The sequence below is a fragment of the Streptomyces sp. NPDC091292 genome (assembly GCF_044757265.1).
GTDB lineage: Bacteria > Actinomycetota > Actinomycetes > Streptomycetales > Streptomycetaceae > Streptomyces.
Genome location: NZ_JBIVUQ010000031.1, coordinates 12,977 through 29,343 on the forward strand (window position 1 = coordinate 12,977; position 16,367 = coordinate 29,343).

Annotated in this window: 13 protein-coding genes and 1 pseudogene; 8 read left to right on the top strand and 6 right to left on the bottom strand. The window is 68.0% G+C overall.

Going from position 1 to position 16,367, the window contains the following annotated elements:
• The first annotated feature begins 29 nt into the window (after positions 1–29).
• The gene (locus tag ACIQNU_RS40655; protein WP_401376788.1) at positions 30–2,720 is read left to right on the top strand and encodes an AAA family ATPase; all 2,691 of its coding nucleotides are present in this window, start codon (positions 30–32) and stop codon (positions 2,718–2,720) included.
• A gap of 55 nt (positions 2,721–2,775) precedes the next feature.
• Positions 2,776–2,925 (top strand): 6-pyruvoyl trahydropterin synthase family protein, encoded by a 150-nt coding sequence (locus ACIQNU_RS40660; RefSeq protein ID WP_401376790.1) that lies wholly within the window; start codon positions 2,776–2,778, stop codon positions 2,923–2,925.
• 143 nt (positions 2,926–3,068) lie between these two features.
• Here ACIQNU_RS40660 and ACIQNU_RS40665 read toward each other — a convergent pair whose 3' ends face one another.
• Positions 3,069–3,860, bottom strand: coding sequence for a polysaccharide deacetylase family protein (locus ACIQNU_RS40665; RefSeq protein WP_401376793.1), 792 nt, complete (start codon positions 3,858–3,860; stop codon positions 3,069–3,071).
• 313 nt (positions 3,861–4,173) lie between these two features.
• Between ACIQNU_RS40665 and ACIQNU_RS40670 the strand changes: the two genes are divergently transcribed.
• The gene (locus ACIQNU_RS40670) at positions 4,174–5,187 is read left to right on the top strand and encodes an NAD(P)H-dependent glycerol-3-phosphate dehydrogenase (protein ID WP_401376795.1); all 1,014 of its coding nucleotides are present in this window, start codon (positions 4,174–4,176) and stop codon (positions 5,185–5,187) included.
• On the opposite strand, the gene ACIQNU_RS40675 is transcribed toward ACIQNU_RS40670, so the two are convergent.
• Both ACIQNU_RS40675 and ACIQNU_RS40680 read right to left on the bottom strand, forming a co-directional pair.
• A complete protein-coding gene (locus tag ACIQNU_RS40675) occupies positions 5,184–5,864 on the bottom strand; it encodes a GNAT family N-acetyltransferase (RefSeq protein ID WP_401376798.1) in 681 nt (226 codons plus the stop codon). The genes ACIQNU_RS40670 and ACIQNU_RS40675 overlap by 4 nt on opposite strands.
• A gap of 589 nt (positions 5,865–6,453) precedes the next feature.
• Complete coding sequence (locus ACIQNU_RS40680; protein ID WP_401376801.1) at positions 6,454–7,020, bottom strand: Uma2 family endonuclease; 567 nt, start codon at positions 7,018–7,020, stop codon at positions 6,454–6,456.
• A gap of 924 nt (positions 7,021–7,944) precedes the next feature.
• Between ACIQNU_RS40680 and ACIQNU_RS40685 the strand changes: the two genes are divergently transcribed.
• Positions 7,945–9,729, top strand: a complete 1,785-nt coding sequence (locus tag ACIQNU_RS40685; RefSeq protein WP_401376804.1) for an N-6 DNA methylase — start codon at positions 7,945–7,947, stop codon at positions 9,727–9,729.
• 73 nt (positions 9,730–9,802) lie between these two features.
• Entirely contained in the window at positions 9,803–10,024 is a 222-nt protein-coding gene (locus tag ACIQNU_RS40690) for a hypothetical protein (protein WP_401376806.1), read from the top strand.
• A gap of 714 nt (positions 10,025–10,738) precedes the next feature.
• On the opposite strand, the gene ACIQNU_RS40695 is transcribed toward ACIQNU_RS40690, so the two are convergent.
• Together ACIQNU_RS40695 and ACIQNU_RS40700 are read right to left on the bottom strand one after the other, a co-directional pair.
• Positions 10,739–11,575: a thiopeptide-type bacteriocin biosynthesis protein gene (locus ACIQNU_RS40695; RefSeq protein WP_401376921.1), complete on the bottom strand. Its 837-nt coding sequence runs from the start codon at positions 11,573–11,575 to the stop codon at positions 10,739–10,741.
• Positions 11,567–11,901 (bottom strand): annotated as a pseudogene (locus tag ACIQNU_RS40700) (lantibiotic dehydratase); the annotation flags it as partial. The pseudogene ACIQNU_RS40700 and the gene ACIQNU_RS40695, both read right to left, overlap by 9 nt.
• 39 nt (positions 11,902–11,940) lie before the next feature.
• On the opposite strand from ACIQNU_RS40700, the gene ACIQNU_RS40705 reads away from it, so the two are divergent.
• Entirely contained in the window at positions 11,941–12,144 is a 204-nt protein-coding gene (locus ACIQNU_RS40705; RefSeq protein ID WP_401376808.1) for a hypothetical protein, read from the top strand.
• Between the two features lie 63 nt (positions 12,145–12,207).
• Here ACIQNU_RS40705 and ACIQNU_RS40710 read toward each other — a convergent pair whose 3' ends face one another.
• Positions 12,208–13,527, bottom strand: coding sequence for a UDP-glucose dehydrogenase family protein (locus ACIQNU_RS40710; protein WP_401376811.1), 1,320 nt, complete (start codon positions 13,525–13,527; stop codon positions 12,208–12,210).
• Between the two features lie 362 nt (positions 13,528–13,889).
• Here ACIQNU_RS40710 and ACIQNU_RS40715 point away from each other — a divergent pair, with 362 nt between their 5' ends.
• Both ACIQNU_RS40715 and ACIQNU_RS40720 read left to right on the top strand, forming a co-directional pair.
• A complete protein-coding gene (locus ACIQNU_RS40715; RefSeq protein ID WP_401376814.1) occupies positions 13,890–15,209 on the top strand; it encodes a glycosyltransferase family 2 protein in 1,320 nt (439 codons plus the stop codon).
• Positions 15,202–16,341, top strand: coding sequence for a glycoside hydrolase family 26 protein (locus tag ACIQNU_RS40720; protein WP_401376817.1), 1,140 nt, complete (start codon positions 15,202–15,204; stop codon positions 16,339–16,341). Before ACIQNU_RS40715 ends, ACIQNU_RS40720 begins: the two co-directional genes overlap by 8 nt.
• Positions 16,342–16,367: the final 26 nt, after the last annotated feature.

The window sequence follows — 16,367 nt, forward strand, 5'->3', positions numbered from 1 at the left end:
CACAACGGACGACCGAGACGGGGGCTCTGATGCAAACCGGGTTTGTCGACCGCGTGGAGCACATGGACGAGTTGCGCTTGCTGCTGGCGGACGTGACGGCGGGACGCGGTGGCCGCGCGATCGTGGTCGATGGTGTCTCGGGCATGGGTAAGTCGGCACTGCTCCGGGCATTCGAGGCAGAGGTGGCCGCTTCCCGTGGACCGCGCGTATGCCGTGTGGTGTCCACGCGCTGTCAGCCGTCGATCGGATCGGGACTGCAGTACGGGGCGATCGTCGAGCTGCTCCTGCGGTTGGCCAAAGACGCGGAGGCGAAGCGGCCCGGCGTCTTCCGCAGGCTGCTGAGCTTCACCGGTCAGGGTGTTGTCCGCTCGGCGCCCGAGGTGTTATCCGCGATGGTTCCCGGGCTGGGTGCGCTGTTCACTCTCGGCAGAGAGGTCGCGAAAGCGTCTCTCGCCTCGGGATCGATGCCGTTCGACAGCCTGCTGCCCTTCCAGCAGGGAGCGGCCGTGCAGATCGTGGACGCCTTACTGGATCTAGTGCGGCAGGGTCCGCCGACGGTAGTGCTCATCGACGATGTCCAATACAGCGATCCCAGCAGCCTGCTGGTCCTCGACCGGTTGCTGCGGCGGCTGCCCGGCGAGCCGCTCGGCCTGGTACTCAGCCACACCACGGACGGGTCCTACGCCGATGGCCCGGGATCCATGGTCGAGGAACTGCTGCACGACTGGGCGAACGACGGCCTGCTGCGACGGCGGGCGCTGCCCGGCCTGCCACGCGACGCCGTCGCCGAGTTGGTGCGCTCCCGGCACCCCGAGGCTCCGCCGGCCCTGTCGGAAGAGCTGAGCCGTCTGACCGCTGGCCACGCCGTTTTTGTCACCCTCTGTCTAGAGGAGTGGCGACCGAACTCCGGACCCTTCGTCGAACTGCCCGGCAGCTTGTCGCGCGTGGTCGAGAATCGTCTCCGGCCACTCACCGGACCGGACCGTGAACTGCTCACGATCGGGGCGACCCAGGGCGAGTTCTTCCTGTCACGAACTGTCGCCGATGTCAGTGGAACACCGCACGACGAGGTGATGGAAAGACTGCGGGTCATCGCCCACCAGCAACAACTGATCCTGCCGGCCCGGCCTCCCGAATGGGCGCGACGGGACGCGTCCGACGGCTACCGGTTCCAGCACGGTGCTCTGTGGGGCGTCGTCCTCAACCGGCAGACCCCACAGCAGACGAAAGCCCGGCACGCCCGGATCGCGGCGGCCCTCACTTCCGGCCCGGTGGACGGGATGCCGCTGGAACGCCGGCTGGAGATCGCCCGGCATCTCCGCGGCGGAGGATCCGCATGCCTGCTCGCCTCGGCTGAGGTCCACTACGGGCTGGCCCGGGACGCCGCGATGGAGGGGCTGTCCTTCGCCGAGGCGGAACGGCACTGCGAAGAAGTGATCAAGGCGGTCCATGACCTGCCGCAGCAGGAGGAGACGCGGGACCGGTGGCTCGTCCAGGCCGTGGAACTGCTGCTGTCGCTGACGGAGGTGCGCTGGCGCGGCCGGCACCGGCCGGCGGGCGGTCCGGACATCGATGCCCTGGCCGCCGAGGCCGAAGCCGCGGCCAGGCGCTGCGGATCGCCCGAGCTGGAGATCCGTACGACGCTCCTGCGCGGCAAGACCCTGCTGGCGACACAGGGCCTGGTGCCGTCCCTGGAGAAGCTGCGCGCGGCCGTCGACCTGGCCGAGCAGCACGGAGACCCAGTCGCCCTCTTCGTGGCCCGGGTCGAATACGGCAGGCAGGTCTCCAAGCGACGGCTGGCCGACGGCCTGGCCCAGCTGCGGGAGGCCGAGCGGATGTACGCCTCCGACCCGCGCCTCGGCGATACCGATGACCCGGTTCTCCAGCACGCGCGCAACCTGGGAGAGATGCAGCTCGGCGTCACCCTCTTCGACAGCGGACACCTGAGCGAGGCGTTGACCAGGCTGAGCCGCTGCGCCGAGCGGCTGCGGGACGAACCGCTGAAGGCCGAGCTGCCCATAGCGCTCAACTATCTGGCGCAGGTGCACATGGGCGTCGGCGCGTACCGGGAAGCCCGAGAGATTCTGCGCGAGGCTCTCGACTTCGAGGCTGGCCGGGGAGGTGACAGTGGCTGGCACGCGTACAACACGGCGCTGCTCGCCCGCCTTCTCATCGAGCAGCCGACGAGGCGTGACCAGGCCCTGGAGCTGATCGCCGACGCCTGGGCCGAGACGGAGCGGACCTGGCTGGCGAACCTCGTTCCCCTCGTTCGCAACCTCTATGCCGAGGTTATGCTCCTCGCCTCCGACGCGTCCCCACAGCTCCTGGACCAGGCGGACCGGCTGGCGGTGGCCACGTGCGTCGAGACGCGGCGGAGCGGCATGATCCGCAGCGAGATCGCCGCGCACTCCCTGCGCAGCCGTGTCCTGCTCCGGCAAGGCGACACGGCAGGAGCCCAGGACCAGGCCCGGCAGGCGGTGCGCATCCTCGACGAGGTCGGGGACATGCCCGCTCTCCGTACGGAGGAGGTGTTGTACCAGTCCGCCGTCGTGCAGGCCGCCGGGGGCGCGGGAGCGGAGGCGCGCACGCTCCTCGAACGGGCCCGGCGCGAGGTCGCCCGCAAGGCCGACCTGGTCACCGATGACTCGCTGCGCGATCGGTTCCTCACCCAGGTCCTCCTCAACAGCGCCATCCTCGACGGTGCAGGGGTGGGCCAGTGACCAGGGCGGACGGCCGACAAGGGGCAAAGCCGGCGGGTGGCAGACTGGAGCCGTCATGCTGACCATCACCAAGGAGTTCCACTTCTCGGCCAGCCATGTCCTGGACCGGCTCCCGAGCTGGCACCCCTGCGCCCGCATGCACGGCCACAACTACGTCATCGTGCTGGAATGTCCGCGCATCTGCCCGTATGGATCTTCGACCTAGGGACCGACCGATTCCCGGAACTCACGGCGGTCAAGGTCTCGGAGACTCTCAAGACGTGGGCAGAGTAGCGACCGTCGCGATGAAGGGCGACGGTGCAGTGAGACGGGTGCCGACCGCAGTGCCCCGACACCCGGTTCCGGGGCTCACCTCACCGGGAACCCGAAGGCGTACCCCTGCTCCTTGAGTTGGGGGATGAGCCGGCGCAGGGCCTCGACGGTCTGGGAGCGTTCGCCGCCCGCGTCGTGGAAGAGGAGCGTCGGCCCGTTGGGCAACTCCCGCTCGACGGTGGCGACGATGGCGTCCGTGCCCGGCCGCTCGAAGTCCTTGGTGTCCACGTTCCAGCCCAGCGGTCGCATCCCGCGGGAGGCGGCGAGCGTACGGCTGTACGGGGTGAAGGCCCCGCCGGGCGCCCGGTAGTACATCGGCCGTACGCCCCCGGACGCCTCGGTGATCATGCGCTCGGCGTCGAGGATCTCCTTCGACTGGTACGCACGGGACTTCTTGTCCATGGTGGTGTCGTGCGACACCGAGTGGTCGCACAGCCGGTGCCCGGCCGCGACGACCTTCTTCACTAGATCCGGATAGGCCTTCGCCTGCGTCCCCGTCATGCAGAACGTGGCCTTCACCCCGTACTCCCGCAGCACGTCGAGTACTTGGGGGGTCCACGCGGGGTCGGGGCCGTCGTCGATGGTGAGGTTGATGCCGCGCGCCCCCTTGTCCGAGGCGTGCACGATGGTCTTCGCGACCGGCTCGACGTCACCGCTGCCCGGCTTCGCCGACGCGGTGGGCTTCGGCGCCGAGCCGCCGCCCGCTCCACCGCCCACGCCACCGGCCTGCGCGGTCCACATCGAGGCACCGGTGGCGAACAAGGTCACCCCGAGCGCCGCGCCGAGCACCTTGCCGTACCAGCCCCGCCCGCCGCCGTGCCGCGCCATGTCCGCCCCGCTCTCCCGCAGTTCCTCGCCGATTGCCGGCTGGTCACGTCGCGACCACCCAGCAGGACGAGGACCAACGGCCACCGGCTCCGTCCGTTACGGATCACGGACAATCCCGGGGTAGTTCCCGGACAACAGAACGAACAGCGATCCCCCCACCCCGCCGAACGGGTGACGCCGGCGAGATCACGCCCCCACGGCACCCACCCACCGGCCGATACGATGACCGCCCCCAGCGCCCCCAGCAGCCCCGGCCGTCACCCCGGCGACGACCCCGCTTCCAGCGACGACAGGACCCCGCAGTGAGCCAGCGATGAGCAGGCCCCGTCCCGCCCGCGCGGCTGTGCTCTCGGCCGGTTCCTGGGGTACGGCCGTCGCCAAGATCCTGGCCGACGCCGGTACGGACGTCACCGTGCACGCCCGCCGCCACGAGATCGCCGACGCGATCAACACGGTGCACCGCAACCCCGGCTACTTCCCGGACACCGACCTGCCCACCACCCTCACAGCCACGACCGACCCGGCCACCGCGCTCGACGGCGCGGACTTCCTCGTCCTGTCCATCCCGGCCCAGTCCCTGCGGACGAACCTCTCCTCCTGGGCGCCCCACATCGGTCCCGGCACCGTCATCGTGTCGCTGATGAAAGGTATCGAGACGGCCACCGGGAAACGGGCGAGCGAGGTCATCACCGAGGTGACCGGCGTGAACGCGGACCGCGTAGCCGTACTGTCGGGCCCGAACCTCGCCCGCGAGATCATGGCCGGCCGCCCCGCCGCCGCGACGGTCGCCTGCCCCGACGAGGAAGCGGCCGGCCGCTTCCAACAGGCTTGCCACACCCCGTACTTCCGCCCGTACACCAGCACCGACGTCACCGGCTGCGAACTGGGCGGCGCGGTGAAGAACGTCATCGCCCTCGCCGTCGGCATCGCCTCCGGCATGGACCTGGGCGACAACGCCGCCGCCATGCTCATCACCCGCGGCCTGGCCGAGACCACACGCCTGGCCACCGCCATGGGCGCCCACCCGGCGACCCTGTCGGGCCTGTCCGGCCTGGGCGACCTCGTCACCACCTGCTCATCCCCCCTCTCCCGCAACCGCACCTTCGGCACCCACCTCGGCCACGGCCTGAGCGTCGAGCAGGCGAAGGCCGCCACCCGCCGGACCACCGAAGGCGTCACATCGGCGGAGGCGATCCTCGCCCTGGCACGCACCCACGGCGTCGAGATGCCGATCACGGAAGTGATCGCCGCCCTGCTCCACGAGAAGGTCACCCTCGCCGAGGCAGGCGCCGCGCTGATGCAACGGCCCCCCAAGTCGGAGCGCTAGGCGCCGGGTTCGGCGATCAGCGCGGTCGCCACGGTACGGAAGCCCAGCCGGGCATAGATCCGGGCGACGGCGTCGTCGCCCGCCGACAGAAAGATGGTCTCGGCGCCGCGCGCTCGGGCATCGGCGACCAGTGCCGCGGTGACCGCGAGTGCGAGACCACGACGGCGGGCGGCCGGCAGGGTCCCTATCCCGACGACCTCACTGACGTTCCCGACCGGCTGGTGCTGTCCGGTGCACAGTGCCGTCCCGTCCTCGACCGCGGCGGCGACACAGGTCAGACCCGACCGGATACGTGCCGCCAGGTGCTCCACCGACCCGTCACCGGCGCGCTCCCGCACCACCTCGGCCAGTTCGCTGAGGCCTGCCTCACCGACGCGGGTCCCGAGGTCGGCGAAGGCCAGCCGAGGAACGGCCAACGCACTGGGCAGCACGGGGTCGTCGGCCCCGACGATCCGCACGACCAGACCCCCGGCCACCTCGGGGGCGGTCGCGGTGTCCGACCCGAGCACCATCAAGGGATGCTCATGCACCACGAGCCCGGCCTCCTCGACCGCGCCCCTCAGCGAGGGCGTGTTCTCGGCGACCCACTCGAAACTCTCCGGAACACCCAACTCCCGCTGCCGCTCCCGAACCCGCATCACATCGGCAGCACTCACCGCCCCGGACAGCCCCAGCACCGGACGGGCATAGAAGGGCCACCCCTCCCCCTCCCGAACGAACAACGTCAGCGCCCCGAAGCCCTCGACCCGTGCACCGGACCGCGGAACGGCGTCGTAATACCGCTCAATCCGCTCCAACAGCGCCCGACGATCCCCAAGATCCACAGAAGTCACACCACGCATCAAACCAGCGCCCCGCACAAGCAGGCCATCGAATTGGCCCACGCAATGAATAAGCCCCAGGCCATTGACCTGGGGGCTTCCATGTGGAGCGGGTGACGAGAATCGAACTCGCGCTCTCAGCTTGGGAAGCGAGGGTGCTGGAGTACTTGCGTCGCCTCTGGCCTGCGGAGACGTGGCTTGACGATGTCGGCGGGAATCTTCAGGACGTACTCCTGTTGACCGTGGTTGTCCGCTCCGATGTGCTCACGGTGGGCACGACAGCACCGAGCGGTCCGATGAGAGGCGGTGACATGTCCGCCCAGGGCCTACACCTGCGTGCCCTGGTCGCACGAAGAATCCCGGTCGCTTCCGCACACGATCCGCAGGAATCTGCGGGGCGCTAAGGCGCAGACCGAGCAGCCCTTCTGGATGCGGTGCGAGCGGGTCAGACCTGACTGAGATCGATCTCCACGGCGAAGGGGGCGGCGACCTTGACCACCCCGATGTACACGTCCCCGTTCCGGAAGGTCTTCGTCGCGGGATCGAGGACGTAGGTGTACACCAGGGGCACGCCTGTCGCGGCCTGCTCGATCCGCCAGTAGAAAGCGATGCCCGCCTTGGCGTACTGGTCGACCTTCACGATCCGGTCGGTGGTCTCCGAGCCCGGTGACACCACCTCGACCACCAGTAGTACATGTTCGGGCCGGGTGGGCGTGATGTCGATTGTGTCCGCGCGGTAGACGGTGACATCCGGACGGCGATTCGTGAGCGGGACGTCCTGCAGTCGGACATCGAAATCCGTGTCGGCGTTCCAATCGGGGCCGGCGGCGGCGTCCAGGGCGTTCGCCAGGAGCCGGGCCAGCCGGTTGTGCCGCTTGGACGCACTAGGGCTCACAACGACCATTCCATCCACGATCTCGATGCCGGCGCACTGCTCCTCGGACCACGACTCGTACTCCTCCGCCGTGATCTGCTCGTGCATCCACGCCGGGGCCATCATCTCGGCAGCCATGACATGCCTCCCGGACTTTCCTGGACTCTGTGCGGCGGGCCCGATCCCGTTGGGCTCAGCGTACTGTCCCCACCTCGCGGAAGCGCCGGTAGCGCCGGACGCGTCGGGTGCCTTGCACGCACGTGACACGCGAGGAGCCCGACTCCAGGAGAACTGTTAACCCCATAATCGAATAGGTCGAGGTTGCGTGACGGTCACCCGCGCGTAAATTGGTCCCATTTTGAGTCAGTTTCTGCGTGAGTAAACCATCTCTGAGGTGGCCATTGTCGTGTGGAGCGACTGCCGTGGCACTGAGATGGACACATTGAGCACTGTGAATGCGCGTTTGGTTCGTCTGCCCCCTTCCTCGTACGGTCCTCACATCGAAAGGTCAACCGGCACAAACAATCGGGAGTCGACGTGCAGTTGGCGCACGACGAACAGAACGGTCTTGTCACCAGAGCTCAGATCGCTGAGCGTGCGGGCGTGGAGCGTCCGGCCGTGTCGAACTGGGCCCGGCGGCACAGAGACTTCCCCACCCCTGTGCGCTCCGGCGATACGGAGCTCTTCCAGGAAGCCGAGATCGCGCGGTGGCTGATGAATCGCACCGTCCCTCAACCGCAGTTGCTCGAAGGGGAGCAGGCGGGAACCACCTACGCGGACCGATTCCTCCGCACCAGCGGAGACCGACGGTCAGCGAAGTCGGGAGCCATTCGCAGTACTCGGCGTATCGGGACCGAGGACAAGGAGGCCGTCGATCAGCTGATGGGCCGACTTGCGGACCGGGTCCGAGGCCCGGCGCCGATGGCGGACTTCGTGAATCTCTGTCTCATCGTGATGTACGTACGACATGCGGAACCGGAGCGGTGGCGCCGGATCGAGGACGTCATGTCGGCAGGTCAAGGGGCCCGAGACGGGCAATCACTGCTCCGTTCCCTCGGCGACATGGCGCAGGACACGCTGCGCCGGAACGGCGTCCGCGCCGACATGCGCAGCAGCTTGCTGCAACTGGAACCGCGGAGCTGGGACGACCTCACCACGGCAGTACAGACGGCGGCAGGCACAGGCATGGGCGCGTTTCAGCTCGTGTGGGAGTCCTTCAGCGCCCGGGAAGGGCTGCAGAGCGCGGAATTCTGCAGTCCGATGGGCCTGGCCTCGTTGGCCGCGGCACTCGTACTGACCCCGGGACAGAAGACCACAGTGCTCGACCCCTACATGCGAGGGGGAGAGATGCTGGCGGCCGCATACCGCCACATCGGAGGCGCGCGGGGGACCATGTACGGCGAGACCCTCGACGGCCGGCTGCAAGCGGTCGCCAGTCTGTACCTTCTCCACCTCGGCGTACGGGCGAAGCTGACCAGCACCCGGTCCGATCGATGGCCACCGAAGGGCGAACACGGTGTCGACGTGGTGCTGACGAACCCTCCGTTCAACATGAGCGACGCACCTGGCCCGGGGCGCAGGACGGGGAGCTGGCCGTACGGATCACCACCCCAGGGAAATGACAATTTCGCCTGGTTGCAGTACGCGCTGGGCGCGCTGGTTCCCGGCGGTCGCGCGGTGGTGGTCATGCCGGTCAAGGCGGGCAACTCGGTGAACGCCGCCGAGCGCGAGATCCGCCGTGCCCTTGTCCTTGGGTGGGCCGTGGAGTGCGTCGTCACGGTGCCGTCCCATCTGTTCTCCGCGACGCCTGTGCCGGTCTCCCTATGGGTGCTACGACGAGTGGAGCATCCGGCGAGGGAAGGCATCCTGTTCGTCGACGCCCAGGAGTTGGGGACTAAGGTCCGACGTCGGCGCGTACTGCGGGACTCGGATCGCGACGCGATCACGGCTGTGGTCCGCCCGTTTCTCGACGGGGAGCTGTGCCCGGACGGCGAGTACGCGGTGCGTGCTGCCGAGCGAGGCTTCTCAGCAGTCGTCGTGGCCCGCGAGATCGTCGCCGACGAGGAGTGTTCGCTTCGTCCTGCCGACTATCTGGGGGGTGGGAACTACGGTGCTGCTCCTGACAAGGCCCGATTGTGCGAAGCCGACGAGGAGGCGGCGGAGCATGTGGACATGCTTCGTCTGCTGGAGCGACGTGCGAGGGGAACGGGGAACGGCTACCGCACAGGTTCGGGACCCGGCAGCTGGAACGAGGCAGTGCTCAAAGACCTGTGCGAGATCCAACCCGGTCCCTCTTACACCCGCCTACCGGCAGCGGCACGCACAGCGGACGTCGGCACTCCGCTCGTCTTCCCGCAGGATCTCGTCGAAGGGAGGATCGTGGACGAAACCCGGCACCGCGTGCCGTGGCAGACGGCCGAGCGCTTCAAGAAGTTCGAGCTGCTCCCTCACGACGTCGTCTGCGTCCGCACGGGCGCGCAGCAGCAACCCGCGTTGGTCTCCGGCCCGCAGGCCGGATGGCTGCTCAGCTCGAACGTGATGCGTCTGCGCGTACGCCCGGAAGTAGGGATCGAGCCCCTGTACCTCCACGCATACCTGGGCCTCCGCTACGCGCGTGAGTGGATGTCCCACCGCGCGGCGGCGACGGCGGCTCCCTCGCTGAGCTCCGTGGCTCTGGGCCACCTTCCCGTGCGCTTTCCGTCGCTCGGAGAGCAGCGTCGGAGCGTAGCTCTTCTCGGTGAGCTCGGCCGACGTGCCGACGTGTACGTCTCGTACGCTTCGGCACTTGGCCGGCTGCGGGCCGAGCTGGCCGAACACCTGCTGCACGGCTCGGTCGAGCCACTGTGACGGCCTGCCACCGCTGTTTTCCCTCCACGCGTTCCTTCTCCTCCTCCCCTGTACTCTCGAAAGGATCGAGTCCATGCCCGAATCGACGGCGCGTTCCGCACGTACGTGGCAGCTGTGGCTGGCGCTGTACGTTGCCTGCTCCATGGTGGTCGGACTCTTCGTGAGCCTGTTGGTACTTCGGTCAGGCGTGGGCACGACGGATGTCGTTCTGGCAGGGGGAGGCGGCTTCGCCACCTCCTTCGCCCTGTGCCTCGCAATGCCTGCGGCCGTGCGCGAACTCAAACGACACGGCTGACCCGCAGCACGAGAGCCCCGGGTCTCTGACCTGGGGCTCTCGTCATCGAGTGTAGGGAGCGGGTGACGAGAATCGAACTCGCGCTCTCAGCTTGGGAAGCGTGGGCTCTTTAGCGGTCATTGACGGCTTGACCCTTCGTCTCGAAGCACCCCGGGCTGGTGCTTGTTGGGCCGCATCCCGCGGTGACCTACCTAACCCGCCGAGTCAGCAGGCGGTGTCTCCGGCGCTGGTGGCAAGACGCGGCTGTCCTCCAAGGTCTGGCCGAAGCTCTTGCAGAACTCTGCGAAGCTCCACTCGGCGCCAGGAGCTGGCGCAAACGAAGCGAACGATCCAATGCCCTCGCCGCCCACTGCCACATCCAAGGTGCCTTGCTCGCCGATGCGTGCACTCGGACATTCCCGGAGCTGCTGGGCCAACATGGGTTTGGTACGCCTCCCCTGTCCCAGCCATGCACCCCAGTAGATGGTCCGGTCGGTGAGGAAGAGGACGCCGTCCTGAGGACCATCCCACAGGTTCCGAGCGGGGGAACTGGCGATCTTCCGTTCCCCGGGCTCAAGTACCGGTTCAATGCTCCGCCAGTACTCGGCCTGCGCTTTGTCGTAGCGCCGCTGTGCCCACCGTCTCAACATGGCCGAGGCTTCCTCCCTCAAGTGCTCCCAGTATGGAGCGCTTTGCAGGGGCCAGCGCTGGGTTCGAGGGACATTGCGACTGGAGTCATGACCGCCCCGTAGGCACGAGCGCGGGCGGGGTGGTGCTCGTTTTGCCTGCCGTGTGGTCCAGCGCGAAGGTCATCAAGGTCAACCTCCCAGGATCGTCTTTCCGGCCGCTCGCGCCCAGGTGGCCTGCTGGCGCGTGGTGAAGCCCATGCCGTTCCAATGGAAGAGGGTGTGCCGGGCCAGGATGCCGCAGGTCGAGATGAAGGTTGCCCCCGCTTGCCGATTCGGCGAGGGCTCGGGCGCCGAACTCCATGCCGGTGGCCCATGTTTGCAAGGGAGCCAGAGGGCCGGCGTCGGCAGCCGGGAGACGCCGTAACGCGTCGACCGTTCTGCTGATCTGGTCGGGGAATACATCCACCGGCAGCAGGCTTCTCGTTTCGACCTGTCCCCAGACGTCTCCCTGTTCGCCCCACTCCAGTTCGGCTGCGCGCAGGAACAGGGCCGTGACGAGGAGCGAAGTCTCCCTGGCCCCCAGGAGCCCACTCGTGCGGTCGGCGGCGTGCTGGTGGTAGTCGAATACGCCGATGCTGTCGGTGTGGAACAGGTCGTGGGCGAGCGTCATGCCGCGCGGGCCGTCGAACGCGACGGTTTCCGGCTCGTACGGGTCGGCCGCCACCGTTTGGCCACGCCCCGGGACAGCGCACTGTCGAGGGCTTCGGTGACGCTGGTCAGCACCGGGCAGGGCGGCGCGGTGAAGCAGACCCTCGGAGCGCAGATCGCCCGCCCCGTCGGCGACCTGCCGCCGCGCTCCCGAAGGCGTCCGGGGCCGGCCGACGCGGACTTCGGGCAGGAACGGCGGTCGGGCTGCCGCGCCCCAGGCGAAGGGGGTGAGGATGGCAGCATGGGCGCGGTGCAGTTCGCTGACGAAACGGACGAGTGGGTGATGGCGCCGCTGAGTCCGACGGCGTTCATGATCGACGGCTCGATGAGCTGACCGGTGGAGAGGGACACCAGGCAGAGACGCCGGGAGTCGGTAACGACGCCGAGATTGTCCAAGTCGAGCGTGGCGTCGGTGTGGTGCTCATCGACCGAGAGGGCTTGCGGTACGACGGCCGGAGCGCGGCTGACGTTACGTGTCGGGAGCCTCAGCGGAGGGCTGGACACCTGCCCCCGCACGGCTCCGGCGGCCGGCGTCGGCAGGGTGGCGAACGTGGCCGTCATCCGGTCTCGGTCGCCCTGATCCAGCTCCCGGTCCTGGGCATGCGCTCCGCGCTGCTCCCCGACGCGGCGGTAGCGGTCGAGATCGGCGCGTCCTGGCGGGCCGGGGAGACGGCCGCGGTGCTGGACGTCCGGGCAGTACTGGCTCTGGCCGTCGCCCCGTTCGTCCTGCGCCGTACGGCCCGCCGCGAGTCGGGTTCGGACCTCGGCGCACGCCGGGAGAGGGCGCTTCAACGGGTGGGGTGACCGGTCACCCGGTATGCCCCACCCCGCCGCCTCACGACCTCACCGCCTCACGACCTCACCGCCTCACGGCCGTCCCAGCGCCCGATACGTCCAGCCCGCCTGCCGCCACCGCGACGGATCCAGCGCTCCCCGCCCGTCCACGATGCGCGGCTCCGCGACCTGACCGCGCAACCACTCCGGGTCGAGGGTGCGGAACTGCTCCCACTCGGTCAGCAGCAGGATCGCGTGCGCACCCCGTACGGCGTCGTCCAGGCTCTGCGCGTAACCGAGGCTGGGGAAGACCTTGCGCGCGTTGTCCATGGCCTTGGGGTCGTAGACGGTGACGTCGCCGCCCATGAGCTGGATCTGCCCGGCCACATTGAGCGCGGGTGAGTCCCGTACGTCGTCCGAGTCGGGCTTGAAGGCGGCGCCGAGTACCGCGATCTTCCGGCCGAGGAACCGGCCTTCGCACAGCTCACGGGCGAGATCGACGGTGCGAGAGCGGCGCCGCATGTTGATGGCGTCGACCTCCCGCAGGAACGTCAGGGCCTGGTCGACGCCGAGTTCGCCGGCGCGGGCCATGAAAGCGCGGATGTCCTTGGGCAGGCAGCCGCCGCCGAACCCGACACCGGGGCGCAGGAACCGGCCGCCGATCCGGTCGTCGTGGGAGAGCGCCTCGGCCAGCCGGCCGACGTCCGCGCCACTGGCCTCGCAGACCTCGGCCATGGCGTTGATGAAGGAGATCTTGGTGGCGAGGAAGGCGTTGGCGGACGTCTTGACCAGCTCGGCGGTCGGAAAGTCCGTGACCACCACGGGAGTTCCCTGCCCGATGACCGGCTCGTAGACCTCTTCGAGGGTCTTGCGGGCCTGGTCGGAGCGGGTGCCGAACACCAGCCGGTCCGGGCGGAGGGTGTCCTCGACCGCGAAGCCCTCCCGCAGGAATTCCGGGTTCCAGGCGAGTTCGGCCAGCTCGGCGGCCGGGGCGAGTTCGGCGAGCCGGTCCGCGAGCCGCTCCGCCGTGCCCACCGGCACGGTCGACTTGCCGACCACCAGGCAGGGCCGGGTCAGATGCGGGGCGAGCTGTTCGATCACCGCGTCGACGTACCGCAGATCCGCCGCGTAGCCGTCCCGGACCTGGGGCGTTCCCACGCAGGAGAAGTGCACGTCGCCGAAGTCGGCGGCCTCTTCGTACGAGGTGGTGAACCGCAGCCTGCCGCTCGCGACATGCTTCGCGAGCAGGTCTTCAAGGCCGGGTTCATAGAAGGGAACCCGGCCCGCCTGGAGTGCCGCGATCTTGTCGGGGTCGACATCGACGCCCAGCACCTCGTGGCCGATCTCGGCCATGCAGGCTGCGTGCGTGGCACCGAGGTAACCGGTGCCTATGACTGTGACACGGAAAGGCATGCGGCCCTCTCGGTCAGCCGCAGTGATGTGCGGTCGGTTGGCTTGATGTGAAGCCACACCTTAAGCACACACGTTCGCCACACGTCCCATGTGTCTTCTGCCCGCATGAATCCTCGAAAGGTTGTACAAAGTCGAGCTTCTGTTCGGATTCGATCCGGGAACAATCGTGTCTCACGACCTGAGAGCAAGCAGTGTCATGTCCGACTTATGCAAATTTGGCCCTTCACGACTCCGCTTAGTGTGTGTAGGCCCCATGAGGTATCTCGCGACGCAGCCGTCGCGAACTCGCCACACTTTCCACACACGATGATGGATACGAGCGGTCGTGCCCTGCGCCCAATCGCCGGCTCCGGGAATGGCCCATGCTCGCGTTTCTGCTTGAGATCAGAGAATGGTGGAATCACGGGACGGTCTACCCGTTCGCCGTTTTCATGACGATGATCTGGGCGTTGTGGGTGCTGCGCATCCTGCTCGCCCGCCGCTACAAGCCGTGGACACGACCCTACTACGCGACCACATCCGTGATTATTCCGGTGGTGGACGAACCGGAAGATCTCTTCCGGTCCGTGCTGCGACGCATCATCGAGCAGCAGCCCACCGAGATCATCGTGGTGATCAACGGCCGCCGTAACCCCAACCTGGAACGCATCTGCACCGATGTCGGCGTGATGTGGCTGTGGACGGAGATACCCGGCAAGCGCAACGCCCTGCGGGTCGGTCTCGAACACGCCACGGGCGAGATCTCGGTCCTAGTCGACTCCGACACCATCTGGACCAAGGACACGCTCAGCGAGCTGATCAAGCCGTTCCGGGAGCGCAAGGTCGGCGGTGTCACCACCCGGCAGCGCATCCTCGACCCCGGCCGCGCGGTCCTGACCCGCTGGGCGGACTGGCTGGAGAGCGTGCGCTGCCAGTACTCGATGCCCGCCATGAGTGTCCTGGGCACGGTCGGCTGTCTGCCGGGCCGCACCATCGCGTTCCGCAAGCACATCCTCGACAAGTGCATGGACGACTTCCTCAGCGAGAAGTTCCTGGGCGTCTTCCTGGAGGTCAGCGACGACCGGACGCTGACGAACTACACGCTGAAGGCCGGCTACAAGTGCGTCTATCAGTCGACGTCACTCGTGTACACGGACGCGCCCCTCGAACTGAAGAAGCTCGCAAAGCAGCAGTACCGCTGGGCGCGCGGATCGCAGTACAACACCCTGCGGATGTTCTGGTGGATGCTCCGCCACGCCAAGATCCTCTGGCTGTTCTACATAGCCGACATCCTTGTCCCGTTCGTCCTGATCGGTACGTTTGCCTCCTGGGTGGTGGCGGCCTTCTCGCGGAGCAAGCCCGGCATCTACAACGAACTGCCGCTGCCGGAGGTCGCCTGGCAGTCCCTGGCCTTCATCCTGGTGCTCGCCGCGATCATGTCCCTGCTCTCCATGGCGGTCCGGTTCGGCCGGCACTTCGCCTACCGCCCGCAGGACATGTTCTTCCTGCCGATCTTCATGGTGATCAACACGCTGCTGCTGCTGCCCGTGCGGCTGCTGGGCTTCTTCCGCATGGCGCACAACGCCAGTTGGGGCACTCGCGCCGACAGCTTCGCCGGTGAGCGCACCCACAGCCCGCTGGTCGTCATTCCCTATCTCCTCGGCGGCGCCATCCTGTTCGGGTCGGTGATGATGAGTGTCTAGGGCGAGTAACAACCCGCGCCGCAAGAAGCGGCTGCACTTCTGGAACCGGGGCACCGGCATCCGGCTGCGGCTGTGGATGGCGTTCAACGTCGTGGTCCTGTCCGCGCTCAGCTACGGCGTCTATGTGCTGGTCCAGTCCAACTCCGGCCCCTCCTTCGCCGGTTTCGGGCGCGAGGAGAACAAGCCGGGCATCACCGAGCGGCTGAAGAACGGCTCGGAAACCCAGGCGATCCCGGCCCGGGACAGCTTCCTTGACCCGAAGGGCAAGCACTTCGGGGTCAGCACCTTCGAGGCTCCCTGGTCCACCGACGAGATCGACAAGGTCGCCGCCGCGGCGGGCACCCGGCCGACCATGGTCGAGTACTTCGTGAAGTGGACGGAGGACTTCGAACCCGAGACGGTGGACGCCTCGTACCGGCAGGGCATGCTCCCCCTGCTCGCCTGGGAGCCCTGGGCCGGTAAGAAGGCCGGTGTCGACCAGCCCGCGTACTCCCTCGACTCCATCGCGTCCGGCGAACACGACGCGTACATCAAGCAGTTCGCCAAGGGCGTCGCCGAGCACAAGTGGCCCATCGCACTCCGCTTCGCGCACGAGATGAACGGCGACTGGTACCCCTGGTCCGAGAAGCGCAGCGGCAACAAGCCGGGCGACTACGTGAAGGCGTGGCGCCACGTTCACCAGCTCTTCGACGAGGCCGGGGCCGACAACGTCATCTGGCTGTGGAGCCCGAACATCCTGCGGCCCGTTCCGGATGTGAGCCTCAAGGCTCTCTATCCCGGCAAGAAGTACGTCGACTGGGTCGGCATGGTCGGCTACGCCGTGGAGGACAAGACCGCGTCCCAGGTCTTCGACGCCACCCTGAAGGCCCTGCGGAAATTCACCGACCAGCCGGTACTCATCACCGAGACCGGGGCCCAGCCGGGTTCCCGCAAGGCCCCCTGGACCTCCGACTTCTTCACCTGGCTCGCCAAGAATCCCGACGTCATCGGGTTCGTCTGGTTCGAGCGCAGCGAGGAGGAGGGTGGCGGCGCGGACTGGCGCTTCACCTCTGACGCGGCGACCACCCGGGCCTTCAAGTCGGGCATCGGCGGGATCGACCTCGTATCGGCCGCCGCCGGAACGTCCGACTGATCCGGCCCTTCCCTCTCTCTCACTTT

What these genes read in the sequence shown, in the direction of transcription:
- ACIQNU_RS40655 (WP_401376788.1), top strand. Translation starts at nt 30, where the DNA reads ATGCAAACCGGGTTTGTCGACCGCGTGGAGCACATGGACGAGTTGCGC.
- ACIQNU_RS40660 (WP_401376790.1), top strand. Translation starts at nt 2,776, where the DNA reads ATGCTGACCATCACCAAGGAGTTCCACTTCTCGGCCAGCCATGTCCTG.
- ACIQNU_RS40665 (WP_401376793.1), bottom strand. Translation starts at nt 3,860, where the DNA reads ATGGCGCGGCACGGCGGCGGGCGGGGCTGGTACGGCAAGGTGCTCGGC.
- ACIQNU_RS40670 (WP_401376795.1), top strand. Translation starts at nt 4,174, where the DNA reads ATGAGCAGGCCCCGTCCCGCCCGCGCGGCTGTGCTCTCGGCCGGTTCC.
- ACIQNU_RS40680 (WP_401376801.1), bottom strand. Translation starts at nt 7,020, where the DNA reads ATGGCTGCCGAGATGATGGCCCCGGCGTGGATGCACGAGCAGATCACG.
- ACIQNU_RS40685 (WP_401376804.1), top strand. Translation starts at nt 7,945, where the DNA reads ATGGCGCAGGACACGCTGCGCCGGAACGGCGTCCGCGCCGACATGCGC.
- ACIQNU_RS40690 (WP_401376806.1), top strand. Translation starts at nt 9,803, where the DNA reads ATGCCCGAATCGACGGCGCGTTCCGCACGTACGTGGCAGCTGTGGCTG.
- ACIQNU_RS40705 (WP_401376808.1), top strand. Translation starts at nt 11,941, where the DNA reads ATGCGCTCCGCGCTGCTCCCCGACGCGGCGGTAGCGGTCGAGATCGGC.
- ACIQNU_RS40710 (WP_401376811.1), bottom strand. Translation starts at nt 13,527, where the DNA reads ATGCCTTTCCGTGTCACAGTCATAGGCACCGGTTACCTCGGTGCCACG.
- ACIQNU_RS40715 (WP_401376814.1), top strand. Translation starts at nt 13,890, where the DNA reads ATGCTCGCGTTTCTGCTTGAGATCAGAGAATGGTGGAATCACGGGACG.